Source organism: Aminipila butyrica, assembly GCF_010669305.1.
GTDB classification, from domain to species: domain Bacteria; phylum Bacillota; class Clostridia; order Peptostreptococcales; family Anaerovoracaceae; genus Aminipila; species Aminipila butyrica.
The window spans coordinates 2,782,853-2,807,949 of sequence record NZ_CP048649.1 but is presented as its reverse complement, the minus strand read 5'-3'; the positions used below and the strand labels follow the sequence as shown (position 1 = coordinate 2,807,949).

Sequence of the window (25,097 nt, the reverse complement as noted above, 5' to 3'; positions counted from 1 at the left end):
ATGGACTACTTAAATGGATTGAACGATAAGCAGCGGGAAGCTGCATTACATAAAGAAGGCCCCTTGTTAATTTTAGCAGGAGCTGGCAGCGGAAAGACCAGCACCATGACTAGACGAATCGCTCATCTGATAAAGAATGAGGGGGTTTCGCCTTATCATATTTTTGCAGTGACATTTACCAACAAGGCGGCTAAGGAAATGCGGGATCGGGTGGAAAGTTTAGTTGGAGAAGGTTTGAACATGTGGATCCTCACCTTTCACTCTGCCTGTCTGCGAATCCTGCGAAAATACGCTGAACGCCTGGGTTATACCAACGACTTTGTGGTGTATGATCCTACCGACCAGAAGACCGTCATTAAAAACTGCATCAAGGCGGCTAACATTGATGACAAGAAATTTACTCCCGCCTATGTGCTCAGTGTGATTAGCGATAACAAGGAAAAGGCTGTCAGCCCCCAAGAATTTATGCGGTTGAACGAAGGGGACTTCAAGGGTAAGATTTTAGCGGGGTTATACAGCGAGTACTGTAAGATTTTAAAGAAAAACAATGCCATGGACTTTGATGATTTAATCGTCAACACCGTTCGCCTCTTTGAAGCTGACGAAGAAGTCTTGCTGTATTACCAGAAGCGATTTGCATACATCATGGTAGATGAATATCAGGATACCAACTATATGCAGTATCGATTTATCCGATTGCTAGCAGAAGCACACAATAATATCTGTGTGGTAGGTGATGACGATCAGTGCATCTATCAGTGGCGGGGAGCCGATATTACCAACATTTTAGACTTTGAAAAGGACTTTAAAAATACGAAGGTTATCAAGCTGGAACAGAATTATCGGTCTTATGGAAATATTCTGGCAGCCGCTCACAGCGTGGTGGAACGGAATATGCAGCGAAAGCACAAGAAGCTGTGGACGGATAAGGAGCCCGGGGAGAAAATCTGTTATTATCGGGCTGACGATGAAAAGGATGAGGCCCGTTATGTGGCCCAAGAGATTGACCGGCTGAAAACCAAAGAACGCCAGTACAAGGATTTTGCCATTCTCTACCGGACCAACGCACAGTCCAGAACCTTTGAAGAGGCCTTGTCCGCCAGAGAGATTCCTTATCGGGTGCTGGGCGGACTGCGGTATTATGATCGAAAAGAAATCAAGGACATCATGTCCTATATGCGGTTGGTGCAGAACCCGGCTGACGATGTGTCCTTTGCACGGATTATCAACGAGCCAAAGCGAGGCATTGGTGACAAGACGGTGGAAAAACTGCGGACGCTAGCTCAGGTTCGGGGAGAGAGTTTATTTGAGACCCTGACGGATCAGGAGGTGGTCATGGGTCTTCCCTCTAAGGCTATCGCCAGCGTTCAGCAGATGGTGGATACCATTTTAAAATACAGTGAGGAAAAGGCCAACCTGCGGGTATCTGATATCTACGATGGCGTGCTGGTTAACACGGGCTATTTAAAAGCCCTGGAGGATGCCAATACAGTAGAAGCCGAGAGCCGAATTGAAAATATCATGGAATTTAAATCGGTTATTTACGATTATGAAAAGGAGGATCCGCAGCTGTCTCTGTCGGACTTTATGGAGCGGATTGCCTTGGTGGCGGAGGTAGATAACCACGATGAAAATGAAAATGCAGTAGTCTTGATGACCATGCACAGCGCGAAGGGGCTGGAATTTCCGGTAGTGTTCCTGCCAGGCATGGAAGATGGCCTATTCCCAGGCTGGCGATCCTTGGATACGCCTACGGGGCTGGAAGAAGAACGGCGGTTGTGTTATGTGGGCATGACTCGCGCCAAGGAGCGGCTATTCATGACCAGTGCTCAGATGCGTACCATGTACGGTAAGACAGACTATACCAGGGAATCTCAGTTTATTCGAGAGGTAGATAAGAGCCTCTTAGAAGGGGATGCTGTGTACGAGAAAAAGCCAGCTATGTTTTCTACTGGCGCTGGCAGCAGCTTTGGAAACAGTTGGGGCGGCGGCTCCGGGTTTGGAGGCACGGCAGCTCAGAAGGCTCCGTCTTCCCGCATAGGCGGAAACGACGGCTTTGCCAAGGCCAGCCCAGCTATGCCTTTCGATCCGCTGGCCGCGTCCAGACAGGAATCTAAGCGGAGCGGCGCCCTCAATCAGGGAAAGGATTTCCAGTCTGGGGATCGGGTGAACCACGCTAAATTTGGGGAAGGTATGGTAGTGGCCGTAGAGGGGAAGACTATCAGCGTCATGTTCGATTCTGCCGGGCTGAAAAAGCTGGCTAAAGATATCGCCCCAATCAAGAAGATTTAGGCGCAACATCCGGCAGAAGAGTCAACTAACAGCTGAATCGAAGGATAAATTTCATGAGAGATGAGGGACGTATAGATGAATCAGCCTGAGCATCAGGAGACAAACAGATTGACGCACCAGGAGGTGCAAAAACTACAAGAGATGAAAGAGCGGATTGATCTGCTGAATCAGGCGGCTAAGGCCTATTACCAGGAGAGCCGGGAGATTATGCCTAACATCGAATACGACCGGCTTTACGATGAGCTGGCGGCCTTGGAGGCGGAGACTGGGGTAGTCCTGTCCTCCAGCCCTACGGTCAAGGTTGGTTATGAGGTGTTGAGCGATCTGCCCAAAGAAGCCCACGAGTTCAGAATGCTTTCCTTGGATAAGACCAAGGAAGTAGACACCTTAAGCGCTTTTTTAGGTGACAAGGCCGGTGTGTTGTCCTGGAAGCTGGATGGCCTGACCATCGTCCTTACCTATGAAGGGGGCCGTCTGGCGAAGGCAGTTACCCGGGGAAACGGGGAGATTGGCGAAGTCATCACCAACAACGCCAGAGTCTTTGCTAACCTGCCGCTGGAGATACCTTTTAAGGGCAAACTGGTACTTCGAGGAGAGGCAGTCATTACCTATTCGGAATTTGAAAAGATTAACAGCCAAATCAGCGAGGTTCAAGCGAAGTATAAGAATCCCCGGAATTTGTGCAGCGGCAGCGTTCGTCAGTTAAACAATCAAATCACTAAGGAACGGAATGTGCAGTTTTTTGCTTTTGCACTGGTACAGGCCAGTGGAGCAGGCACGGCTGCGGCGGCGGGGAAGGTTTTGCGGACTAACTCGAGAAATGATCAGCTGGATTGGCTGGCGGATCAAGGGTTCCAGGTGGTAGCACATCGGATGACAGATGGGAAAACTATTTCTGAGGATGTAGAATGGTTTGCTTCTCAGATGGAAACCAACGATTTCCCCTCGGATGGGCTGGTATTGCTTATAGACGATATTCAATATGGCGAAAGCCTGGGAAATACCTCAAAGTTTCCAAGAGATTCCTTAGCCTTCAAATGGCGGGATGAGCGGAAGGAAACGATATTGCAGGAAATCGAGTGGAGTGCCTCCCGGACAGGGTTGATTAATCCGGTAGCCATCTTTGAACCAGTGGAACTAGAGGGAACCACGGTCAGCCGAGCCAGTGTGCACAACATCAGTATTTTGAGGCAATTGGAGCTGGGCATCGGCGATGCCATCGAGGTTTACAAGGCCAATATGATTATCCCTCAGATTGCAGAAAATCTCACCCGCAGCGGGCTGGTAGCTATTCCGGAGGTCTGTCCGGTTTGCGGAGGTCACACGGCGATTAAAAGCGAAAACCAGGTGGAGGTGCTGGTGTGTACCAACGATTCCTGCTTGGCTAAACAGATTAAATCCTTTACTCACTTTGTCAGCCGGGATGCCATGAACATGGAAGGTCTGTCCGAGGCTACCATCGAAAAGCTCATTGGCAAGGGGCTGATTACGGAGTTGGCCGATTTGTTCCATATAGAGCACTTCAAGACGGAAATTACCGAGATGGAGGGTTTTGGTGAAAAGTCCTTTGCTAAGCTGATTGCTTCTGTAAAAAAGGCGAGCCATACTACTACTGTTCGGCTGTTGTATAGCCTGGGGATTCCCAATATTGGTCTGGCCAATGCTAAAACCATCTGTAAAAATGCAGACTATGACTGGCAGCGGATTCAGAACCTGCTGCCGGAAGAACTGGTGGAAATCGATGGAGTAGGGCCTATTATGGCCGAGGCTTACGCCCGCTTCTTTGCTGATGAGAAAAATCAGCAGATTATAGAGGATGTATTGAAAGAGATTACTTTTGAAGAGGTTCCAGTCAGTGAGGCTGGAGAGCAGATCTTCACGGACATGGTTTTCGTCATCACCGGATCTCTGGAGCACTTTGAAAACCGGGAGGCCTTGAAGGCACTGATTGAAAGTAAGGGGGGCAAAGTGACCAGCTCGGTGACGTCAAAGACGACTTCTTTGATTAACAACGATGCCCTGTCCAATTCTTCTAAAAATAAAAAGGCCAAGGAATTAGGTATAGAAATCATCACCGAAGAAGATTTTATGAAAAGGTATGAAATAAATATAAGTTTTAAAGACGGCACACCTATAGAATAAGCGAGATTTTTGCCTTTTCTGTTAGGGGGAATGTTTGATGAAAGACCAGAGACCAATCTGGGAGGGAATAGCCAAGGGAATCGTTCTTTTTACTATTTTCTTGGTGGTTTATGGAAATTATTTGCTGGCAGGCGTTTTAGGGGAATTCGATGGAGTTCAACTTTACGTCCTGGCCAGTATGAGTGCGTTTGTGTGTGCCTTGTTATTGCAGGGCGAAAAAATTGCGTTGCTTTACCGCCAGCGTGAATTTCTCACCTTTCGCAAAGAGCTGCTTATCTTGAGCGGGATTTTCTTTCTGCTGGGTTTTATGAAGCTTTGGTACACGCTGCTGTTTCCTGCTGATAGTGGTCTGCTTTCGCCTTTTTCAGGGGCTGTTCTTGCTGGCAATACCGATCTCCTGTTGATGTTTGGTGCGGGGACTTTATTGGTGGATGGGTTTAGTGTGAAAGCGAATACAGAAAGACAGATGCGAAAGAGTAGTCTGCAATGGCATCTTTTTTTGCTGGTTTTTCTCTTTGCGACAGATTATGTTAATCTATGTTTTTTTCAGAGTGCCTTTAGCCGGCGTAATTCTTTTGTGTACCTTCTATATGGGTTCAACCTTTTAAGAATATTAGTCTGTGCCCTGGGGATGCAGGCAGAAAGAATCAGGGATATTCTTAGGAGCCGGACAGCCTTTTGTTTTAGCGGAGTATCGGCGGTTCTAGGTTTGTCCTCTCTCTTGTTAGCGACAATAAAGCTCGGGCTATCCTTGTTCTGGCATAGCGCCGATTCTTCAGTGATTCAGGCTATTAATAACAGTGATCTGTGGCAGGTTGCTTATACGTTTGCTGCCGGGTTGCTGCTGGTAGAATCTTTTCAGAGGCGGTCTCCGCCGACAGAGGAGGGGAGCCCGATTATGGAAGCGGCGGCAAAGAAGACATCCTGAGCTTAGTTGAAATAGTAGATGTTATAATGCTGGTAGATGTGATAAAATAGAGAATAAAAAGTTTTTATGTAATACGAGGTAAAAGCAGATGCTGAAAGCTGGAAAACTGGATAGTGAACTATTGAAAAAAATTGTTTTTGATAAGATTACATATAGAAGCCCGGACGTCATGGTTCGGCCGGGCATTGGTGAGGATTGTGCAGCGGTGGATTTTGGAGAGTATGAATGTGTCATGTCTACCGACCCCATCACGGCGGCGTCCAGCGATATCGGCCGGCTGGCTGTCCATATCACTTGCAATGACATTGCTTCCAACGGTATACAGCCTTTGGGCATTATGCTGGCGGTCATGTTACCAGTGGGTACGACCGAGGCGGATATTGCCCAGATGATGGAGCAGGCGGGGCAGACGGCGGCGGAGCTGGGCGTAGAAATCATTGGCGGTCATACCGAGATTACGCCGGCGGTAAATACACCGGTTATTGTCTCTACCGCCATTGGTAAAGCCCCAAAAGGCCGATCCCAACAGGCCAGAGATATGAAGCCCGGCGATGTTATTCTGATGACAAAGTGGGCGGGCATTGAGGGCACAGGGATTTTGGCTTCCGACTTTGAAGAACAGCTTCAGGGCTGCTGTACAAAAGAGGAACTGGCAGAAGCTAAGAGCCTGTTGGGTCAGGTCAGCGTCGTAAAGGAAGGTGTTTTGGCAGGAGATATCGGCACCTCCGGTATGCATGATATTACGGAAGGTGGTCTTCTGGGAGCAGTATGGGAAATGTGTCAGGTTTCAGAAACCGGTTGTGAACTGCGGCTTGATGCGGTGCCGGTAAAGGAAGTGACCAGAAAGATCTGTGCCTTTTTTCACATTGACTACCTGAGGTTAATTTCCAGCGGCTGCATGCTGATTATTGCACCAAGGGAGCACCAGGCGCAGCTGGAGGAGGTTATGACTCAAGCGGGTATTCAAATCAGCTGCATCGGCCACATTCGGGAAAAAAATCATGGCATTATGTGCCGAGAGGGGGCAGAAGGGCCCTTGCAGGAAATATTTCCTCCAGAAAGTGACGAATTATATAAAGTTGTGGGGCAATAGTGCCGATATACTTATAATAGGAAAGAAAAGTATTCTAGGATATATAAAGAGATTGTTAAATTAGATGTAAGGGGGAACATATGAGTTACACATCAGGCACGAACTACAGGAGCATTAAAAACTTTTCCGGCAGCAGAGGAACCATTGGTAAGTTGCAGAGTACGGCTTTTGCTAATAATTATGGCAAGCTGAACACCAGCAAGACTTCCAATAGTAATTCTTCTAATACGGATATGAATATTCTCACCGTTCAGTTAAAGACCTACAGCAAGCTGGCTCAGAACAGTGCTAAAGAGGTTCAGGAAAGCGGTACGAAGCTGACGGCTACCGGAGATAGCTCTCTGTTTGGCAAGGCCGAGAAGTCTGGCAGCACGAAGTCCGTGGTCAGTGAAGCGACGGATTTTGTGAACAACTATAACAGTATGCTGTCCAGCATAAATGAACTAGGGGGTACAGAAAATCGTCAGTTTTTAGCCAGTTTGAAGCAGTATGCCCAAGACAACAAGGATGCCTTGAAGCAGGCCGGCATCACTGTCCTTACGGATGGCAGCTTGATTATGAACAAGAAGGACATGAGCGCCGCTTCTTTGGACAGCCTGAAGGCTGTGCTAAACAGCAAGGATTCTTTTGCCGCTAAAGTGACAGATTTGAGCTCGGATATTGAGGCCAACGTGCAGAAGAAATTGAAGGAAAACATGAGCATTATCGGCTCCAACATAAAGAACAGTTCTTCTTCCGGCAGCTATTTTAACTATTTTGCATAGTTCTAGATTCTATTATTTTAAATTTTAAGCCAAGGGCAGTTGCCCTTGGCTTTTTCTAACGCACTTTTTTGTGTCGGAAGCAGCCAGTCAGGTGGTCGTTGATCAGACCCGTGGACTGTAGATAAGCGTAGACGGTGGTAGACCCCAGAAACTTAAAGCCTCTAGTCTTTAAATCCTCGCTGACCCTTTGAGATAGCTCTGTAACGGCAGGGATCTCATCTAGGCTATGCCAGTGATTGACTATGGGCTTGTTATCCACGAAGCCCCAGATGTAGCGGTCAAAGCTGCCGAACTCCTGCTGGATTTCCAGGAAGCGCTGAGCGTTGTTGATTGAGGATTCGATTTTCTTTCGATTTCGGATAATACCCGGATTACTCAAGAGTTCTTGAATTTTATCCTCACTGTATGCAGCAATCTTGTCCGCCTGAAAGTTGTCGTAAGCTTCCCGGTAATGTTCTCGTTTTCGCAGGATAGTCAGCCAGCTCAGCCCGGCCTGAGCCGATTCCAGCACCAGGAATTCAAAGTGTTTGCGGTCATCCCGAACCGGTATCCCCCATTCCTCATCGTGATATTTCATGTACAATTCATCTTTTCCGCACCATGGACAACGTTCCATTTTAATTATTCCTTTCCATCTTACTTATTAAACAAACATAAGGATATTAGTATCATTGTATAGAACGGTTGTTTTTGTGTCAATGATACAGTGATATTTTATAAGGAAGGTAGTTCTTGCAGGTTTTTGTTGACTTTGCCAAGCAAGGCTTGTATACTATATAGGTATGAATTGCCTTTTAAAAGCTCCGTCTGATTGGTTAGGGTCCTGCGCAATAAGACTCTGCGAACCTTGTCAGGTCCGGAAGGAAGCAGCAATAAGTGGAAGCTCTTATGTGCCGCAGACAAGCCTTCTCCAAAGTCGGCGGAGCTTTTAAAGGGCAGTTTTTTTCTTTTCCCTGTTCAGGCAGGAATAAGGCGGTTAAAGCCGCCGTAAGCGGAAGAAGGGACTTTGAGAATATGTATACCGCCTTATATCGAGCCTATCGTCCTGAAACCTTTGATACAGTCTTAGGACAAGAGCATATTGTAAAAATATTAAAAAATCAAATTGCCGGGGATACCACCGGTCACGCCTATTTGTTTTGCGGCACGAGAGGTACCGGAAAGACCACTACAGCCAGACTCCTGGCCAAAGGGGTCAACTGTACTTCGGAAAATATTCGGCCTTGTGGCGTCTGTGACAACTGTAAAGCCATAAAAGACGGCACCTTTATGGATGTGGTAGAGATTGATGCCGCTTCCAACAACGGCGTAGACAACATCCGGGAATTGAAAGAAAGCGTCAAGTACCCGCCAGTGGTGGGTAGAAAGAAGGTCTACATTATCGATGAGGTGCACATGTTGTCCTCGGGGGCCTTTAATGCGCTGTTGAAAACCCTGGAGGAGCCTCCAGAAAACGTCATGTTTATTTTGGCTACTACGGAGCCGCAAAAGCTGCCAGCCACCATTCTCTCCAGGTGTCTGCGGCTGGACTTCCGGCGGGTGCCAGAGACGGTGTTGAAATCAGGCATGAAGAGTATTTGCCAGACTATGGGGATTCAGATTGACGATGGGGCCTTAGCACTGGTTGCAGCCAATGCGGACGGTTCCGTCCGGGATGGGTTGAGCATTTTGGATCAGTGTCTGTCAGCAGGGTCCAAAGATATTTCCCGCGAAGACGTGCTGGAGATTTTGGGCACGGTGGGAGAGGAAACCTTTTTAGAGATGACCGATGCGGTCACCCGGCACAATGTAGGAGAAGCCTTGCTGCTTTTAGACCGGGTGCTGGCAGATGGCAAAGATGTGCGTCAGTTTATGAAAGATTGGGTGACTCATTATCGGAACTTGCTGATTACCAAGTTTGTCAACCGGGCAGAAGACCTGTTGAACATGTCCTGCGAGAATATTGAGCGTATCTGCGGCCAGAGCCAGCGGCTGGATGTGGCGGAAATCAACAACGGCATTATCGAGTTGTCGAAGACCTTAGCAGAGGCTAAATGGTCTACCCAGCCACGGGTGCTGCTGGAATTGTGCATCGTCAAGATGGCCACCGGCATGCTGCAAAAAACCACTTATGCGCCTCAGGCGCCAGCTGGCCAGCCCAGCCTTCAGCCGATAGCTAATTCCGGCATCCCGGCTGGCTCCGGTGGGCAGCAGACCAGCTCCTATGCGCCGGGATTAGTCGCTCAGGCGGAGTTCAACCAATCGGCTGATAAAGGCGGACCTTCAGGCAGTGGAGCTCTAGGGGCTGCTGCTCCGGCTTCCAGCTCCCTTCAACCAGGCGAGCGAGAAATAAGCGCGGCTAGCGGAGAAACAGCGGACAATTCACCGGAACTCCAAGTAGACAAAGACGCCCTGTGGCACTCTGTCTTTGAAGAAGGAGAGACTTCCAGCGCCAGTTTCAATCTAATTCGTACGGGAACAGCGTTGGCGGAAGTCAACAGCCGATACTTTGTTGTGTTGGCCTCCAGTTCTACTATTGAAAATTATGTAGAAAAGAAAAAGCAAGTATTGGAGGAGAGCATGGCAGAGCACACCGGAGTCCGCCGAGAGTTAATTTGCAAGGTTAAGGGACAGGATGACGGCAAAGGAGACGGCATGGATATCCAGCGCATTAAGCAAAACGCAGAAAATGCCTTGGGGATTTCCATTGAGCTAATCTAAGGCGGCAGCCTTGATAGATAAAACAAGAAGAACTCAAAGAGAACAGGCGCAGAAAGCGCATATAATAAGGAGGAAAAGACTATGGGAAAAGGTATGAGAGCAGGAAAGAAGCCTAGCGCAGGCGGCGGTATGGGCGGAAATATGCAGAAGCAGATTCAGCAGGTACAGGCCATGCAGCGACAGATGGAAGAGACTCAGGCAGAACTTGAAAAGATGGAGACTACAGCTACTGCTGGAGGCGGTGCGGTAACCGTGACAGTAAACGGGGCCAAGCAGGTGACTAACATTGCGTTAAAGCCAGAGGTGGTGGATCCGGAGGACATAGAAATGCTCCAGGATTTGATTTTGGTAGCTGTCAACGAAGCCTTGCGCCAAATGGAGGAGATTTCTCAGAACGAAATGGGCAAGATTACCGGAGGCCTGAATATTCCGGGCTTTATGTAAGACTAGTCTCGACGTAAAAGAATGGACGCAAAATAGATGAGATATTACGCTAAACCATTAAATAAATTGATTCAAGAGCTTTCCAGACTTCAGGGCATCGGCAGCAAGACGGCTCAGCGGCTGGCTTTCAATATCCTGGCTATGGAGGACAAAGAAGCCTTGGCTATTGCCCAGGCTATTATCGATGCCAAGACGAACATGAAGTATTGTTCCGTCTGCGGTAACCTGACGGATACGGACCCTTGTGCTATCTGCTCGGATACCAGCCGGGATCAGTCTGTAATCTGTGTGGTGGAAAGTCCCAAAGAAGTTGCGGCTATGGAACGGATTCGGGAGTTTAAGGGCTTGTACCATGTGCTCCATGGGGCGATTTCTCCCTTAGATGGCATTGGCCCAGAGGATATTAATTTGAAATCCCTCATTACCCGTTTGCAGGAAAGCGATGTGCAAGAGGTCATTCTGGCGACCAACCCTAACATTGAGGGGGAAGCCACCGCCATGTATGTTGCCCGGCTGATTAAGCCCGCCGGCATCACCGTATCTCGGATTGCTCACGGGATTCCCGTAGGCGGAGATTTGGAATATGCCGACGAGGTCACTTTGTCAAAGGCGATGGAAGGACGAAGAAACTTGTAACTAAAAGTGCAAGTTTCTTTTTTTTGCCTCTTTAATTAAGTAGGCATAGCGGGCCTTTTCTGCCAGAATATCGTAGGTAGCGCAGTCGAGGAGGTCTTTATCTGTCAGTTCGTTGAACATGGATTCTGATCGGGCCAGCTTGTGATGAACTGCCCTTAAATCGGAGAGCAACAGCTGATTTTCATCGGGAGGCTGAGGCACTCCTGTTATTTTTTTATAAATTTTTTCGGCGTTGTCAGCCAGTCCGCTGAATTGAATCATATGTAGTTTCCTTTCTTCACGTATTCTTGCTTCTATTTTGTTCCCTGACGGCATATTCTATACAAAATATTACAAAGGATGGGAGAAAAATATGGACACGGGAATGGAAGTTATTATATTTCTAGCTTATGCAGCAGGTTTGCTGATTATCTTTCTTTTAGGAAAGTTTTTTGCCCTTTCAGGAAAATGGATTTTAAAAGCTGTACTCAATAGCTTCTGCGGCGGGGTGATCCTTATTGCTATTAATTTGATAGGGGCAGGATTTGGTGTGCACCTGCCGGTAAACCTACTGACGGGGTTCGGCATAGGAACCTTGGGCATACCAGGTATCCTTCTCCTTTACTTTATCAGCGGATAAGGCACGAAGAAGGAAGCCAGAGGCCAGAAAGGCAGCAGAAGCTTTTCCTGTGCTGATTTTGCTGCCATAGAATTTTAAGAAAATCCCCATAGGAAAAAACTATGATATGATTAATTTGCTATATTCTCTTCGGGCTCTGCTCCCGAAGAGAATTTTTTTGTATGGGGGTAGGGGGGGCATAATTGGTGCTGAGTAGATTGGATTATTTGTGAAGTTTCACTATCATCCCTGAAAAGTTTGTGAAATGTGACAAAACAGATTTAGCTGTTGCGGAAGGAAACGCCGAGTATAAAATGGGCTAACCCTGAAAAAACTCATGTTTTTTAAATGTTCCTTGTATATTGTATTTTTATAAGTACATATTGACAACGATATAAATTTAGTATAAAGTAAATACATTAGCGAAAAATATGTTCTAAAAAATAAACAAGAAAATAGTAACTAATTTGCGGTTTTAGTTCTGTTTAGCTGGAATCAGCAAAAAGAACTGCTTTTTTCTGAAAAACCATAAAGCCTAACGGAAGGAAGGCGCAGGAAAGCGTCACGTAAATAAGTCTCAAGGGAGACTGTACGAATAGGAGGGTAAAATGACACAGAGTAGAATGAAAACCATGGATGGAAATACGGCAGCAGCACACGTATCCTACGCGTTTACAGACGTTGCGGCCATCTATCCCATCACTCCTTCGTCCACCATGTCTGAGGTGGTAGACGAGTGGTCCGCGTATGGACGAAAGAATATTTTTGGACAGACTGTAAAAGTAGCAGAAATGCAGTCTGAGGGCGGAGCAGCAGGGACGGTTCACGGTTCCCTGGCAGCAGGAGCCCTGACCACCACTTATACCTCATCTCAGGGGTTGTTGCTGATGATTCCAAACATGTATAAGATTGCTGGTGAACTACTGCCGGGCGTATTCCACGTAGCGGCCAGAACCGTAGCTACCCATGCTCTATGTATATTCGGTGATCATTCTGACGTCATGTCTACTAGGCAGACTGGTTTTGCCATGCTGTCCTCCGGTTCAGTTCAGGAAGTTATGGATTTGGGAGGCATCGCACATTTGGCTTCTATCAAGTCCAGAGTGCCTTTTCTGCACTTCTTTGACGGCTTCCGAACCTCTCACGAGATTCAGAAGATTGAAGTCATCGGTTACGAGGAATTTAAGAAGCTGGTAGACTGGAAGGCTATACAGGAGTTCAGAGATCGGGCATTGAATCCAGAGCATCCAGTTATCCGAGGGACGGCTCAGAATCCAGACATCTTCTTCCAGGCCAGAGAAGCGTCTAATAAATTTTACGAGGCCGTGCCAGAGATCGTTGTAGAATATATGAACGAAATCGGCAAATTGACAGGCAGAAGTTACAAGCCGTTTGACTACGTGGGCGCACCAGATGCGGAAAACATCATTGTAGCCATGGGTTCTGTCTGTGAGACCATTGAAGAGACCATGAACAAGCTTATTTTAGAAGGACACCGGGTAGGCTTGATTAAAGTTCGATTATACAGACCGTTTGTTAAGGAGTACTTTATGGATGTTCTGCCAAAGACGGTAGAACGGATTGCCGTGCTGGACAGAACGAAAGAACCGGGAGCCTTGGGCGAGCCGCTGTATCAGGATGTACGGACCATGCTGTATGGGGAGCGCAATGCACCAGAGGTTTACGGCGGACGGTATGGCTTGGGTTCCAAGGACACGACACCGGGCATGGTACACGCCATCTATGACAACCTGTACCATAAGAAGCCGAAAAATCACTTTACCATCGGTATCGAAGACGATGTGACAAGCAGATCCCTGCCTTACACAGAAGGCATTGCCAGAGAACCAGAAGGTACTATTAAGTGTAAGTTCTGGGGTCTGGGCTCCGATGGTACGGTAGGTGCCAACAAGACAGCCATCAAGATTATCGGTGACAAGACAAATCTTTATGCTCAGGGGTATTTCTCCTACGATTCCAAGAAATCAGGCGGAGTGACAATTTCTCACCTGCGATTTGGAGAGCATCCGATTCAGTCTACTTACCTGATTAATCAGGCGGACTTTGTAGCCTGTCATAACCAGGCATACCTGCGGCAGTATGACATGCTCAAGGATCTGAAAAAGGGCGGAACATTCCTGTTGAACTGTCAGTGGGAAAATGAAAAGGAAATCGGTGAGCATCTGCCGGCAAAGGTGAAGCGAGAGCTGGCAAAGAAAAACATCAATTTCTATGCCATTGATGCGTGGAAATACGCAGAAGGAATTGGTCTGGGCAGCCGCATCAATATGATAATGCAGGCGGCATTTTTCAAGCTGACTAATGTTATTCCGATGGAACAGGCAGTAGGATATTTGAAGGAAGGCATCGAAAAGACCTATAAGAAAAAGGGCCAGAGCGTTGTAGAAATGAACTGGAAGGCTGTGGATGCAGGCATCAACGGTATCAAGAAGATTTCTATTCCGGCAGAGTGGATTAATGCAGAAAATCCAAAGAGTAAGCCAGAACCGCTGCCAGCCTTCATTGAAGAAGTACTGATTCCGATGAACAGCCAGGAAGGGGAGAACCTGCCGGTGAGCACCTTTAAGGGCAGAGAAGACGGCACTTTCCCATCAGGCACCAGCGCTTACGAAAAGCGTGGCGTAGCTATTCACTTGCCGCAATGGAATAAGGATACTTGTATTCAGTGTAACCAGTGTTCTTTTGTATGTCCTCATGCGTCTATCCGTCCGGTCGTGCTCAACGAAGAAGAGAAGGCCAATGCGCCGTTCACCTTTGAGACGGTTCCGGCTATCGGCAAGGGCATGGAAAACCATCATTATCGAATTCAGCTGTCTGCTCTGGACTGTTTGGGCTGCGGAAATTGTGCGGATATTTGTCCGGCCAAGGAAAAGGCTCTGGTAATGAAACCATATGCAGAAGTTGTGAAAGAAGCAGAAAACTGGAAGTTTGGTGTCACCATTCCAAATAAAGATAAACTGATCAGCAAGACCACTATCAAGGGCAGTCAGCTGGCAAAGCCATACTTGGAATTTTCAGGAGCTTGTGCTGGTTGCGGAGAGACGCCATATATCAAACTGGTAACTCAGCTGTACGGTGACCGAATGCTGATTGCTAACGCGACAGGCTGTTCTTCCATCTGGGGAGCCTCTGCTCCTTCTATGCCATACTGTAAGGACGAAAATGGCAGAGGGCCGGCTTGGGCCAATTCTCTCTTCGAGGACAATGCAGAATACGGTTACGGTATGCTGTTAGCCTCTAAGCAGATGCGGGAGCGTATCGAACACACGATGAAGGCTCTGATGGAGCTGGATATTGCCGAGGATTTGAAAGAAGCCATCGAGGAATGGTTGGAATATAAGGAAGATGGTGCTGAATCCAGAGCGAAGAGCGACAAGGTGATGAAGTGCATTGAAAACCTGAGAACTTCTGACGAGGTGATTCAGATGCTGTGCAAGCGCATTGCTGACAACAAGGACTTCTTAGTAAAGAAATCCGTTTGGGCTCTGGGCGGCGACGGCTGGGCTTACGATATCGGTTACGGCGGACTGGACCACGTGCTGGCTTCTGGGGAAAATATCAATATCTTGGTATTCGACACCGAAGTATATTCCAACACCGGTGGTCAGGCATCTAAGTCCACTCCAGTGGCGGCAATCGCTAAGTTTGCAGCTTCCGGTAAGCGGATTAAGAAGAAGGATTTGGGGATGATGGCTATGTCCTACGGCTACGTATATGTCGCACAGGTAGGTATGGGCGCTGACAAAAATCAGCTGATGAAAGCTATTACCGAAGCAGAAGCTTACAATGGTCCATCGCTGATTATCGCTTACTCCCCTTGTATCAACCACGGCCTGAAAAAAGGCATGGGCAAGGCTCAGGAGAACATCAAGGACGCAGTAGATGCAGGGTACTGGCACTTGTATCGCTTCAACCCAGAGTTGAAGCAGCAGGGCAAGAATCCGTTTACCTTGGATTCCAAGGCGCCTACAGCCAATTTCAGGGACTTCATCCTGGGACAGATGAGATACTCTTCTCTGTCCAGAGAATTCCCAGATGTAGCGGACAAATTGTTCGACCTGACGGAAGAATATGCAAAGGATCGGTACGAAGGCTACAAGCGTCTGGCTGATTCCAAGTATCCGATGGAATAAAGAAAATTAATAAATAGAAATCAACAAAAACAGGCAGATTGTATCTTTCAATCTGCCTGTTTTTTATATATGATAAAAATAATACAACATGTTGTTGGGAATAAGTAAAAAATAAATGGTTTTTGAATCAAGCTTGCTATATTTAGAAAGCAAAGGAGATGAGCACATGGCGGACGAAAGCTGCATCCTGCTTCGTGGAGTGGAAAAGAGCTTTGGAAAAAAACGGATTTTAGAGAATATTCATCTAGCGGTGCCCTACGGACAAATTTATGGACTGCTGGGTCCTTCTGGCTGCGGCAAGTCCTCTGCGGTGAAGCTTATCGCCGGTATCTGGGAGGCGACGGCAGGAGAGGTGTGGGTTGGCGGCAAGAGGATGCCAAACTTGCAGCTGATGAGAGACATTGGCTATATGGCTCAGTCTGACGCATTGTATGGAGATTTATCCGCTAGGGAAAACCTGATGTTTTTTGGGCAGCTCTACGGCATAGAACGGCAGCGGATGCAGAAGCGTATTCAGGAGGTGATTCAGGTGGTGGACTTAACCAAGAATTTAGATAACCCCCTGGACAGCTTTTCAGGAGGAATGAAGCGACGGCTGTCCCTGGCCATGGCTATTTTGCATGAACCTCAGATATTGATCTTGGATGAGCCCACGGTAGGCATTGACCCCTTGCTGCGGAGAAATATTTGGCGGGAATTATACCGAATGGCAGAGGAGGGCGTAACGATTCTCATCACCACCCACGTGATGGATGAAGCAGAAAAATGTGGCCAATTGTCCATGATGCGGGCGGGTCGGCTGCTGGCTTCCGGAACGCCGGAGCAAATCAAGGAAAAAGCAGGGACAGATACGATTGAAGATGCGTTCTTGTACTTTAGTCAGGAGCAAGGAGGCGGGTTATGAGGGTATGGGCTTTAGCTAAGCGGATTTTGCTGCAACTAAAACATGACAAGCGAACGCTGGCCCTAACGCTGCTGGCGCCCTTACTGATTCTGACACTGCTGTACTTCGTCTTTGAATCCGCAGAAGATACAGTAACCATCGGCATTATCAACGGATCTCAGGCTTTTCGGGAGGCTCTTTATGAAAATAACGGGGTTATTGTAGATTGCCAGGACCTGGAGCCATTAGAGAAAGGCCAGGTCGCGGCGGTGGCTACAGTAGAAAGCGGTAAGCTTCAGGTTTGGATGGACGGCAGCGATTCTACCCAGGCAGCCAGGGCAATCAAGGCACTGGAGGCTGCCAGCAAGGGGATACAGCCGGTGCGCAAGGACCGAATGGCTGACATTACCTATGTATACGGAGCCGAAGACTTATCTTTATTTGATAACTTTGCTTCTATTTTGACGGGATTTCTGGTGTTTTTCTTTGTTTTCCTGATTTCCGGTATTTCCTTCTTAAAGGAACGAACTACAGGTACATTGGAAAAAGTCTTATCTACGCCATTCATAGATGGGAAGTGGTGGGCGGATATGTGCTGGGGTATGGACTGGTCAATCTGGTTCAGTCAGCTGTAATTACTAGTTATTTAATTTATGTTCTGGGGGTCTTCATGGTGGGATCAATCTGGCTGGTTCTGCTGATAACCTTGGTGACTTCTATTGCGGCCTTGACTTTGGGGATACTCTTATCTACAGCAGCCAATTCAGAGTTTCAGATGATTCAGTTCATTCCTTTGGTTATTGTGCCCCAGGCCTTTTTTACCGGGCTTTTCACCCTGCCAAACCCCTTGGAACTGGTGGGGAGGCTGATGCCTCTTTATTACACGGCAGATGCGTTGAAATCAGTGATGATGAAGGAGGCCAGCTTTTGGGATATCCTGCCGGATATAGGACTTCTAGCAGCGTTATCGGTGATTTTTATGCTGGTCAATACGGTGCTGCTTAAGCGGTACCGACGAATATAGAGGAGGGCAGGTGTGATGGAAAAAAAGAAAATAGCTGCCGCCGCAATCGTGCTGGTTTTGGTTGGTGCTGGAATCTTTTACACACAGATTCAAAATAGCGGTGGATATAAAGGGCAGGTAGAGGGCGTGATGGTATCTCACGCCACAGAAGTTTCTGGCAAGATCAGAGAGAGTTCAATCCAATTAGGCGGGACTATCAAAAAGGGCGATATTCTTGCGGTTATCGATGATACCAATCAGCAATATGTGGTGGAGCAGCTGAGGCTGAACTTGCAAAAGGCCAAATTAGCTGTCTCAAATAGCAAGGTTGGAGCCGGGGGCGTAGCGGATAATAATTATACGGCTGCCCAAGCCAGCTACGATAGTGCTCAGGCTCTAGCCCAGAAGGCCAAAACGGATTACCAGCGGGCGAAGTCTTTATACGAGACGGATGCCATTTCTCAGGAAGCGTTGGACAGCGCCAAGGTGGCTGACGATACGGCAGCGGCGGCAGAGGCAGCGGCTGCTGCTAAGCTAAAGAACGCCGGCGACAAGTCGGCCACCAGCAGTGCCCAGCTGGATGTGGCCATTTTGGAAAGTCAGTTGCACCAGCAAGAGGATTTATTGAAGAAATACACGATTACGGCCCAATGTGATGGTATCCTTATGAGCCAGAATTATCGAGAAGGCGATGTGGTAGCTGTCGGATACGATATTGCGGACATTTCTTCTCAGGCGGAGCGATATGTGGTCATCTATTATCCAAAAGAAAAGTTAGCTCAGATTCAACTTGGGCAAAAGGCCCAAGTGGGCTGGACAGGGCATACACTGACAGGAACTGTTCAATACCTGGATGTGAAGGCCCAGTATACCCCAAAGGATATGCAGACTGCGGCCAACCGAAATCAGAAAACCCTGCGGGTAAAAATCTTGTTGCCAGCAGACAGTGACCTCCAGGTAGGTCAGAGGGTGAACGTAAAAGTATAGAGGATGAACGCCCTATGATCCAAAGGTAAAGCAAAATATAAAATGAGCGCAACCGTCAGACAGGAAGCTGGCAGGAAGAAGCCGAGAGGAGAACGTTATGGAACCAGTAGCATCAATGGCAGGAAAGAACGAATCTAAGCGAGTTCAGGAGACCAAGGGGCGAATACGGGATGCGTTTTTACAGCTATATCTGAAAAAGCGTATCGAAAAAATTACCATTAAAGAAATCAGCGATCTGGCCCAAGTTAACAGGGGAACATTTTATGCCCATTATCAAGATATTTACGACTTAAAAGAAAAGGTCGAGGAGGAAGCCATTCAGGAGCTGAAGGTCCACGCCTTGCCGGTAATGCAAGCGTTGATTACCAGAAAGACCATTGAAGAGGTCGTCCTGCCCTGGAAATTCTTTTATGAAAATCAACGCCTGCTGGAGCTGTTTTTCGGGGAACGGGCAGAGGTCAGCACCGTTCGTCGGTTAAAGACCATCATGCAGGAGACCGTAGTGAATACCTTTGGTCTGGACAAAGGCATCAGCCCAGGGAACCGGTTGAAACTGGAATATGCGCTAGAGTACGTGGCTTCTGCTCAGGTGGGTATCATCAGCCATTGGTTTAGAAAAGGCCTGAAGCCTTCTATGGCGGAATTGAGCCAGATGATGATTCAGTTCAATCTTGCCGGGCCTATCACCTATGTAACGGAGGAATTGAAGAAGATACAGGGGGCAGAGGGTGGTATCTGAGCCAAGGGGCTATAAGGGCAAAAAAGGTCGAGAGTCTTTCTTTTGAAAAACCTATAATGAATGGTGTAAGGAGGTGATTGGTATGTTGGAGCAGGTAGAGGCGGTACAGCGCATGCAGGATTATATTGAAAGGAATCTATTTGAAAGTATTACGCTGGCGGAACTTTCAACGGTATCTTTGTTTTCTCCATGGTATTCTTATCGGCTGTTTGTCAGTCAGGTTGGTATGACGCCTGCGGATTATATCCGCAAGTTTCGGCTGTCAAAATCCGCGCTAAAGTTGCGAGACAGCACTTGCAAAATTGCGGAGGTAGCCTTTGAAATGGGCTTTGGCAGTGTGGACGGGTACCAACGGGCCTTTCAACGGGAATTTGGCTGCAATCCAAGGGAGTACGCCACCAATCCCATGCCGGTGTATTTGTTCACCCCTTACGGCGTAAAGTTTAGGCATGTCGAAAGGAGAAAAGCTATGGAAAATCTGAAAAATGTATTTATTCAAGTCATCGAAAAGCCTGCTCGCAAGGTTATTATCAAAAGAGGAGTGAAGGCAGCAGAGTATTGGGCCTACTGTGAAGAAGTTGGCTGTGAAGTATGGGGGCTGCTTCAAAGTATCCATTCTATCAGCGGAGAGCCAGTTTGTCTCTGGCTTCCGGCATCTTATAAAAAAGCAGGAACCTCGGAATATGTTCAAGGAGTTGAAGTCTCCTTGGACTACCGCGGCATGATACCAGAGGGGTTTGACCTGATTGAGTTGCCAGCTGCAAAATACTTGATGTTTCAAGGAGAGCCTTTTGAGCCAGAAGACTATTGTCTCGCTATTGAGGAAATACAGGCTTCTATTGAGAAGTATGATCCGACTTTGATCGGCTATTCCTGGGATAATCAAAATCCGCGCATTCAACTAGAGCCCATTGATACCAGGGGATATATTGAATTGGTTGCTGTTAAAACGGTGTAAGTAAAGCCGGAATATCTGCCTCCGAGCCTAACTCCACCACTGTGGATAGCCGCAGCAGATAACGAAAGCCAGGCTGATACAGGGAGCCAGGGGAAGGAAGGTTGGCAGGCCGCCTTTTCTTGTCAGCAAGCGAATGATCAGCAGGCAGAAAGTCAGCAAACCGCTGAGAAGGCCGCTGAGGGCATGTACAGCTATAATCCCTTGAGCCCCCAGAAAAAAACCCAAGGAGCCCATAAGTTTCACATCCCCTAGGCCAATCCACTCCTGACCCCGAAGGAGCAAACCCGCCAGCAGCAGAAGCAGGAAGGGCAGGGCCCCGACGGTCAGCCCGACCAGCTTACTCAACAATCCAGCTGGAGGCCAGATGAAAAGTCCCATCAGCAGGATGAGTCCCACATGCTGATCGGGAATAATTTGATAACTTATATCTGACAAGCAGATGTGAGCCAGCAGCAGAATCAGCAGAAAGGACGCTGGAGACAGCAAATTGGCTCCTGTGGCAGGTAGAAACAAACTCATGCTGACCAGTGTAAAGCAGAAGATAAAAATGAATTGCAGCCCCCCTTGCAAGCGGGTCTGGTCATAGCAGCGCGCGGGTGCCTCTCCATAATCGCAGAGCCAGCTGGCTGGCAGCTGCCGAAAACTAAAGAGGATGGCTAGGGAATAGAGCAGGCTCAGAAGAAATAATGGAAACATAAAAAACCTCCTTTCAATATATGTAAAATATAAATAAATTTACATATATTGTCAAGAGGTTTGTTTTTGTAAGAATTGTCCGAACTAATCTTAGCGAATCAGCGGTTCTGAATAGGCACATAGTTTAAGTATGGCTGTACACCGTTATAAGCAGGCCGCATGAGCCGCCGACCAGTGATAATCTCCTCCAGCCGATGGGCACACCAGCCGGAAAGTCTGGCGGTGGCAAACAGCGGTGTGGCAATATCTACGGGAATGTTCAGCGCTCGGTACACGAAGCCAGAGTATAGGTCCACATTGGCAGGCATTGGTTTATCTATGCCTTTGACCTCCTTGTAGAGGGCTGCTCCCTGACTTTCAATGAATTCGTACACGTGAAAGGCATCTTCCAGCCCTTTGCTCTCCGCCAGCTTCTTGGCCATCCCCTTCAACAGGATGGCTCGAGGGTCGGAGATGGTATAGATGGCGTGTCCAAGGCCGTAAATCAGACCGCTATGGTCGTTGGCTTCCCCTCGGAGAACCTTCACCAAGTAGTCCTCAATCTGGGATTCATTTGTAATATCTTTCACATTTTGATACAAGTCGTGCATCATGTTAATAACAGCGATATTCGCTCCTCCGTGTTTTGGCCCTTTTAGGGCGCCTACGGCGGCGGCAATGGCTGAATAGGTATCTGTACCCGAGGAGGAGACCAAGTGAGTGGCAAAAGTGGAGTTATTACCGCCGCCATGTTCAGCATGGAGTATCAGGGACAAATCCAGCAGTTTGGCTTCAATATCCGTATATTCTCCGGTAGGGCGAAGCATACGCAGGATGTTTTCTGCTGTGGTCAGCTCCGGAATCGGATTGTGCAGATGAAGACTTTCGTTGTAGAAAGAGGAGCGTTTTGCCTGGTAGCCATAAGCAATCAAGGCAGGAAAGTGCCCGATTAAACTGAGGGACTGGCGCAGAACATTCTCTACAGAGGTGTCATCGGGGTTGTCATCGTAGGAATACATGGCCAGTACGCTCCGGGCCAGTTTGTTCATAATGCTGTGGGACGGAGCTGTCAGAATCATGTCTCGGGCAAAGCCTCGGGGCAGTTCCCGTTTGGACCCCAGCATGGTATTAAATTCGGCCAGCTCACTTTTAGTAGGCAGTTCTCCGAAGAGGAGCAGATAGGTAACTTCCTCAAAGCCAAAGCGATTTTCCTGGACACAGTTGTTAAATATATCCTCCACATCATAGCCTCTGTAATAGAGTTTGCCGTCGATAGCAATCTTGTTTCCCTGTGGGTCAAACTCGTAGCCGATAACTTCACCGACTTTGGTCAATCCCACAATAACTCCTGTTCCGTTGGCGTTCCGCAGACCGCGCTTCACATCTTTTTCAATGTAGAGGGAATCCGGAATGATGTCAGTCCGGTTCAATTCCCTGGCCTTGCTCATACAGAAGGCCTTTTCTTCGGACAACCGGTCGATAAGCCTTTCCTTTTCTGTTGTAAAAGCTTCGTAATTGTCACTCATAATCATCACCTCAATCTATTTAATGATATAAGAAATCCAGATAATATGTTGATATTTCCTATATTTTATGTAATCTCAGCCTACCTGTACCCTTCATGGGTAAAGGCAGATTTATGCAGGGAAAGCACTGATTTCCATAGAGGAAAGGTCCCTGCTTTGAAAATGTATAATTGTATACCATCTTAAATTTAATAAAATCGATATTACAAAATATCGACTGAACTTACCCTAAAGTTTTGTATGCCTATATCGCTAGCAGCGTTCTAACAAGTTTCCAACGAAGGTTTTTTGCGGCTATGCCGTACCTATCAATAGATACAATTATTATACCATGATAAAAGAACTGCAACAAGGGTATAAATAAAATAAGAACGTTGCTGCTGCAAAGATATTTGCCCTTATCAATAAAAATAAGCGGCGGCCGACGGAACAGCGAAAAGGGTTATATCAATCAAAACTGGACAAGAGAAAAGACCTGTGATATGATAGAAGGAAACAAGTGTTCTTTATGCGAAAGAGGCAAATAAATGGGAGAATTTAAAATAATTTCAGATTTTAAGCTGATGGGGGATCAGCCAGAGGCCGTCGATCGGCTGACAGAGGGCGTTCGCAAGGGGAAAAAACATCAGACTCTGCTGGGGGTCACCGGCTCCGGAAAGACGTTTACCATCGCCAACCTTATTGAGCGGGTACAGAAGCCTACGTTGGTGATTTCACACAATAAAACGCTGGCGGCTCAGCTCTGCGGAGAATTCAAAGAATTTTTCCCTAACAATGCGGTGGAGTATTTTGTCAGCTACTATGATTATTATCAGCCGGAAGCCTATGTGCCTTCCACCGATACGTATATTGAAAAGGATTCGGATATAAACGATGAAATTGAAAAGCTTCGCCATTCGGCTACAGCCGCTTTAGCAGAGAGAAAAGATGTCATTATCGTGGCCAGCGTTTCCTGCATCTATGGCTTGGGAAGTCCTTTTGATTATGAGAATCAGATGCTGTCTCTGCGACCGGGCATGGAGAAAAGCCGACACGATATTTTGCGAAAGCTGGTAGACATCCAGTATACCAGAAACGATATGGCTTTTGCCAGAGGGACCTTCCGGGCTAGAGGTGATGTCATTGACATCTATCCGGCAGGAGCGGAAAATGCAGTGCGCATCGAGCTGTTCGGAGACGAGATTGAGACCATCAAGGAGTTGAATCCGGTGACGGGAGAAATTTTGGGCTTGCGAAACCATGTGGCTATTTATCCGGCTTCACATTATGTTACTTCTAAGGAAAATATGGAAAAAGCCATCGTGACGATTCAGGAGGAACTGAAGGAGCAGGTGACCTGGTTTAAGGACCGGGGCAAGCTGCTGGAGGCCCAGCGAATCGAGCAACGGACTCATTATGATTTAGAAATGCTTCGGGAAGTGGGCAGTTGTAAGGGCATCGAAAACTATTCCCGACACATCAACGGACTGCCGCCAGGCAATCGGCCATACACGTTAATTGACTATTTTCCAGAAGACTTTCTGCTGGTCATCGATGAATCTCATGTAATGCTTCCTCAGCTTCACGCCATGTACGCTGGAGACCGGTCCAGAAAATCTTCTTTAGTGGATTATGGTTTCCGGCTGCCCTCTGCCTTGGATAACCGGCCACTGCAATTTGAAGAATTTGAAAAGCTGGTTAGGCAAGCTGTATATGTCAGCGCCACCCCGGCAAAATATGAGGTGGAGAGCAGCGGCGGCATTTCAGCAGAGCAAGTGATTCGACCGACAGGTCTGTTGGATCCGAGTATTGAGATTCGCCGATCAGAGGGGCAGATTGACGATCTCATTGGGGAAATCAACAGCGTGACGGAGAAAGGGGAACGGGTCTTCATCACCACCCTGACGAAGAAGATGTCTGAGAGTTTGACCGACTATTTGAAAAACGTGGGCATTCGGGTTAAATACCTTCACTCGGAGATCGATACCCTGGAGCGGATGGAAATCCTGCGAGACCTGCGGCTGGGTGTCTTTGATGTGCTGGTAGGCATCAACCTGCTGCGGGAAGGCTTGGACATACCGGAGGTTTCTCTGGTCGTGATTTTGGATGCAGATAAGCAAGGCTTTCTGCGGACAGAGACTTCTCTGATTCAGACCATCGGGCGGGCAGCCAGAAATGCTCAGGGACGAGTAATCATGTATGCAGACGGTATCAGCGATGCCATGAAGAGGGCCATCGACGAGACGGAGCGAAGACGGGGCATACAGCAGGCTTACAACGAGCAGCATGGCATTACACCGACCACAGTAAAGAAAGCCGTGCGGGCGATCATCGAAGCTACCAAGGCTGCCGAGGAAGAACTGGAATATTACGCCGGCAAGACTCCGCTGGAACTGACCAAGAAAGAGTTGGCGGAATATGTGAAGAAACTGGAAAAAGAGATGAAGCAGGCTGCCGGAGACCTGCAGTTCGAACGGGCAGCTCAGCTGAGAGACTTAATTTTTGAATATAAGGTCAAGCTGTAAGGCCTAACTGATTGGTGGGTTCTTTCCAGGCTTGAAGGAAACGGATAGAATAAGAACGAATACAGATGGAG

General features: G+C 47.7%; 19 protein-coding genes, 1 other RNA gene and 1 pseudogene. 17 read left to right on the top strand and 4 right to left on the bottom strand.

From position 1 onward, the window contains the following. The 5 genes from Ami103574_RS13295 (at position 1) to Ami103574_RS13275 (ending at position 7,219) form a co-directional block, all read left to right on the top strand. Positions 1-2,292, top strand: coding sequence for an ATP-dependent helicase (locus Ami103574_RS13295; RefSeq protein ID WP_163067450.1), 2,292 nt, complete (start codon positions 1-3; stop codon positions 2,290-2,292). 75 nt (positions 2,293-2,367) lie between these two features. Next, positions 2,368-4,434, top strand: coding sequence for an NAD-dependent DNA ligase LigA (ligA, locus tag Ami103574_RS13290; RefSeq protein WP_163067449.1), 2,067 nt, complete (start codon positions 2,368-2,370; stop codon positions 4,432-4,434). 37 nt (positions 4,435-4,471) lie between these two features. Next, positions 4,472-5,362: a hypothetical protein gene (locus Ami103574_RS13285; RefSeq protein ID WP_163067448.1), complete on the top strand. Its 891-nt coding sequence runs from the start codon at positions 4,472-4,474 to the stop codon at positions 5,360-5,362. 88 nt (positions 5,363-5,450) lie between these two features. After that, complete coding sequence (locus Ami103574_RS13280; protein WP_330587074.1) at positions 5,451-6,455, top strand: AIR synthase family protein; 1,005 nt, start codon at positions 5,451-5,453, stop codon at positions 6,453-6,455. An 80-nt stretch (positions 6,456-6,535) separates the two neighbouring features. After that, a complete protein-coding gene (locus Ami103574_RS13275) occupies positions 6,536-7,219 on the top strand; it encodes a hypothetical protein (RefSeq protein ID WP_163067447.1) in 684 nt (227 codons plus the stop codon). A 55-nt stretch (positions 7,220-7,274) separates the two neighbouring features. Here the strand turns inward: Ami103574_RS13275 and Ami103574_RS13270 are convergent, their stop codons facing one another. Continuing rightward, on the bottom strand, positions 7,275-7,835 hold the full coding sequence (locus Ami103574_RS13270; protein WP_163067446.1) for a DNA-3-methyladenine glycosylase I: 561 nt from the start codon (positions 7,833-7,835) through the stop codon (positions 7,275-7,277). A gap of 198 nt (positions 7,836-8,033) precedes the next feature. On the opposite strand from Ami103574_RS13270, the gene ffs reads away from it, so the two are divergent. The 4 genes from ffs to recR all read left to right on the top strand — a co-directional run bounded on the left by ffs (position 8,034) and on the right by recR (position 10,999). Further along, positions 8,034-8,133: signal recognition particle sRNA small type (gene ffs, locus Ami103574_RS13265), an RNA gene on the top strand. A gap of 100 nt (positions 8,134-8,233) precedes the next feature. Further along, complete coding sequence (dnaX, locus tag Ami103574_RS13260) at positions 8,234-9,919, top strand: DNA polymerase III subunit gamma/tau (protein ID WP_163067445.1); 1,686 nt, start codon at positions 8,234-8,236, stop codon at positions 9,917-9,919. A gap of 81 nt (positions 9,920-10,000) precedes the next feature. Beyond that, positions 10,001-10,363, top strand: a complete 363-nt coding sequence (locus Ami103574_RS13255; protein ID WP_163067444.1) for a YbaB/EbfC family nucleoid-associated protein — start codon at positions 10,001-10,003, stop codon at positions 10,361-10,363. A gap of 36 nt (positions 10,364-10,399) precedes the next feature. Further along, the gene (gene recR, locus Ami103574_RS13250) at positions 10,400-10,999 is read left to right on the top strand and encodes a recombination mediator RecR (RefSeq protein WP_163067443.1); all 600 of its coding nucleotides are present in this window, start codon (positions 10,400-10,402) and stop codon (positions 10,997-10,999) included. Here recR and Ami103574_RS13245 read toward each other — a convergent pair whose 3' ends face one another. Further along, positions 11,000-11,260, bottom strand: coding sequence for a DUF2508 family protein (locus Ami103574_RS13245; RefSeq protein ID WP_163067442.1), 261 nt, complete (start codon positions 11,258-11,260; stop codon positions 11,000-11,002). It abuts the gene before it with no gap. 91 nt (positions 11,261-11,351) lie between these two features. On the opposite strand from Ami103574_RS13245, the gene Ami103574_RS13240 reads away from it, so the two are divergent. From Ami103574_RS13240 to Ami103574_RS13210, 7 genes and pseudogenes are all read left to right on the top strand, one after another. Then, positions 11,352-11,618, top strand: a complete 267-nt coding sequence (locus Ami103574_RS13240) for a pro-sigmaK processing inhibitor BofA family protein (protein WP_163067441.1) — start codon at positions 11,352-11,354, stop codon at positions 11,616-11,618. Between the two features lie 587 nt (positions 11,619-12,205). Then, positions 12,206-15,751, top strand: a complete 3,546-nt coding sequence (gene nifJ, locus Ami103574_RS13235; RefSeq protein WP_163067440.1) for a pyruvate:ferredoxin (flavodoxin) oxidoreductase — start codon at positions 12,206-12,208, stop codon at positions 15,749-15,751. 166 nt (positions 15,752-15,917) lie between these two features. Further along, entirely contained in the window at positions 15,918-16,655 is a 738-nt protein-coding gene (locus tag Ami103574_RS13230) for an ABC transporter ATP-binding protein (RefSeq protein WP_163067439.1), read from the top strand. Beyond that, positions 16,652-17,658, top strand: a pseudogene (locus tag Ami103574_RS16060) (ABC transporter permease). Before Ami103574_RS13230 ends, Ami103574_RS16060 begins: the two are co-directional and overlap by 4 nt. Before the next feature lie 15 nt (positions 17,659-17,673). Beyond that, a complete protein-coding gene (locus tag Ami103574_RS13220) occupies positions 17,674-18,624 on the top strand; it encodes an HlyD family secretion protein (protein ID WP_163067438.1) in 951 nt (316 codons plus the stop codon). 97 nt (positions 18,625-18,721) lie between these two features. Then, the gene (locus tag Ami103574_RS13215) at positions 18,722-19,363 is read left to right on the top strand and encodes a TetR/AcrR family transcriptional regulator (protein WP_163067437.1); all 642 of its coding nucleotides are present in this window, start codon (positions 18,722-18,724) and stop codon (positions 19,361-19,363) included. Between the two features lie 82 nt (positions 19,364-19,445). After that, positions 19,446-20,321, top strand: a complete 876-nt coding sequence (locus Ami103574_RS13210; protein ID WP_163067436.1) for a helix-turn-helix domain-containing protein — start codon at positions 19,446-19,448, stop codon at positions 20,319-20,321. Positions 20,322-20,348: 27 nt separating this feature from the next. Here Ami103574_RS13210 and Ami103574_RS13205 read toward each other — a convergent pair whose 3' ends face one another. Together Ami103574_RS13205 and Ami103574_RS13200 are read right to left on the bottom strand one after the other, a co-directional pair. Further along, a complete protein-coding gene (locus tag Ami103574_RS13205) occupies positions 20,349-21,017 on the bottom strand; it encodes a prepilin peptidase (protein ID WP_163067435.1) in 669 nt (222 codons plus the stop codon). A 98-nt stretch (positions 21,018-21,115) separates the two neighbouring features. Then, positions 21,116-22,522: a citrate/2-methylcitrate synthase gene (locus Ami103574_RS13200; protein ID WP_163067434.1), complete on the bottom strand. Its 1,407-nt coding sequence runs from the start codon at positions 22,520-22,522 to the stop codon at positions 21,116-21,118. A gap of 527 nt (positions 22,523-23,049) precedes the next feature. Here Ami103574_RS13200 and uvrB point away from each other — a divergent pair. Next, entirely contained in the window at positions 23,050-25,026 is a 1,977-nt protein-coding gene (gene uvrB / locus Ami103574_RS13195; protein ID WP_163067433.1) for an excinuclease ABC subunit UvrB, read from the top strand. Positions 25,027-25,097 lie beyond the last annotated feature (71 nt).

Excerpts from the sequence above, each read along its gene's own strand:
- Ami103574_RS13245 (WP_163067442.1), bottom strand. The coding sequence starts at position 11,260 with ATGATTCAATTCAGCGGACTGGCTGACAACGCCGAAAAAATTTATAAA.
- Ami103574_RS13215 (WP_163067437.1), top strand. The coding sequence starts at position 18,722 with ATGGAACCAGTAGCATCAATGGCAGGAAAGAACGAATCTAAGCGAGTT.
- Ami103574_RS13240 (WP_163067441.1), top strand. The coding sequence starts at position 11,352 with ATGGACACGGGAATGGAAGTTATTATATTTCTAGCTTATGCAGCAGGT.
- dnaX (WP_163067445.1), top strand. The coding sequence starts at position 8,234 with ATGTATACCGCCTTATATCGAGCCTATCGTCCTGAAACCTTTGATACA.
- Ami103574_RS13285 (WP_163067448.1), top strand. The coding sequence starts at position 4,472 with ATGAAAGACCAGAGACCAATCTGGGAGGGAATAGCCAAGGGAATCGTT.
- uvrB (WP_163067433.1), top strand. The coding sequence starts at position 23,050 with ATGGGAGAATTTAAAATAATTTCAGATTTTAAGCTGATGGGGGATCAG.
- Ami103574_RS13200 (WP_163067434.1), bottom strand. The coding sequence starts at position 22,522 with ATGAGTGACAATTACGAAGCTTTTACAACAGAAAAGGAAAGGCTTATC.
- ligA (WP_163067449.1), top strand. The coding sequence starts at position 2,368 with ATGAATCAGCCTGAGCATCAGGAGACAAACAGATTGACGCACCAGGAG.
- recR (WP_163067443.1), top strand. The coding sequence starts at position 10,400 with ATGAGATATTACGCTAAACCATTAAATAAATTGATTCAAGAGCTTTCC.
- Ami103574_RS13220 (WP_163067438.1), top strand. The coding sequence starts at position 17,674 with ATGGAAAAAAAGAAAATAGCTGCCGCCGCAATCGTGCTGGTTTTGGTT.
- nifJ (WP_163067440.1), top strand. The coding sequence starts at position 12,206 with ATGACACAGAGTAGAATGAAAACCATGGATGGAAATACGGCAGCAGCA.
- Ami103574_RS13210 (WP_163067436.1), top strand. The coding sequence starts at position 19,446 with ATGTTGGAGCAGGTAGAGGCGGTACAGCGCATGCAGGATTATATTGAA.
- Ami103574_RS13255 (WP_163067444.1), top strand. The coding sequence starts at position 10,001 with ATGGGAAAAGGTATGAGAGCAGGAAAGAAGCCTAGCGCAGGCGGCGGT.
- Ami103574_RS13270 (WP_163067446.1), bottom strand. The coding sequence starts at position 7,835 with ATGGAACGTTGTCCATGGTGCGGAAAAGATGAATTGTACATGAAATAT.
- Ami103574_RS13295 (WP_163067450.1), top strand. The coding sequence starts at position 1 with ATGGACTACTTAAATGGATTGAACGATAAGCAGCGGGAAGCTGCATTA.
- Ami103574_RS13205 (WP_163067435.1), bottom strand. The coding sequence starts at position 21,017 with ATGTTTCCATTATTTCTTCTGAGCCTGCTCTATTCCCTAGCCATCCTC.
- Ami103574_RS13230 (WP_163067439.1), top strand. The coding sequence starts at position 15,918 with ATGGCGGACGAAAGCTGCATCCTGCTTCGTGGAGTGGAAAAGAGCTTT.
- Ami103574_RS13275 (WP_163067447.1), top strand. The coding sequence starts at position 6,536 with ATGAGTTACACATCAGGCACGAACTACAGGAGCATTAAAAACTTTTCC.
- Ami103574_RS13280 (WP_330587074.1), top strand. The coding sequence starts at position 5,451 with ATGCTGAAAGCTGGAAAACTGGATAGTGAACTATTGAAAAAAATTGTT.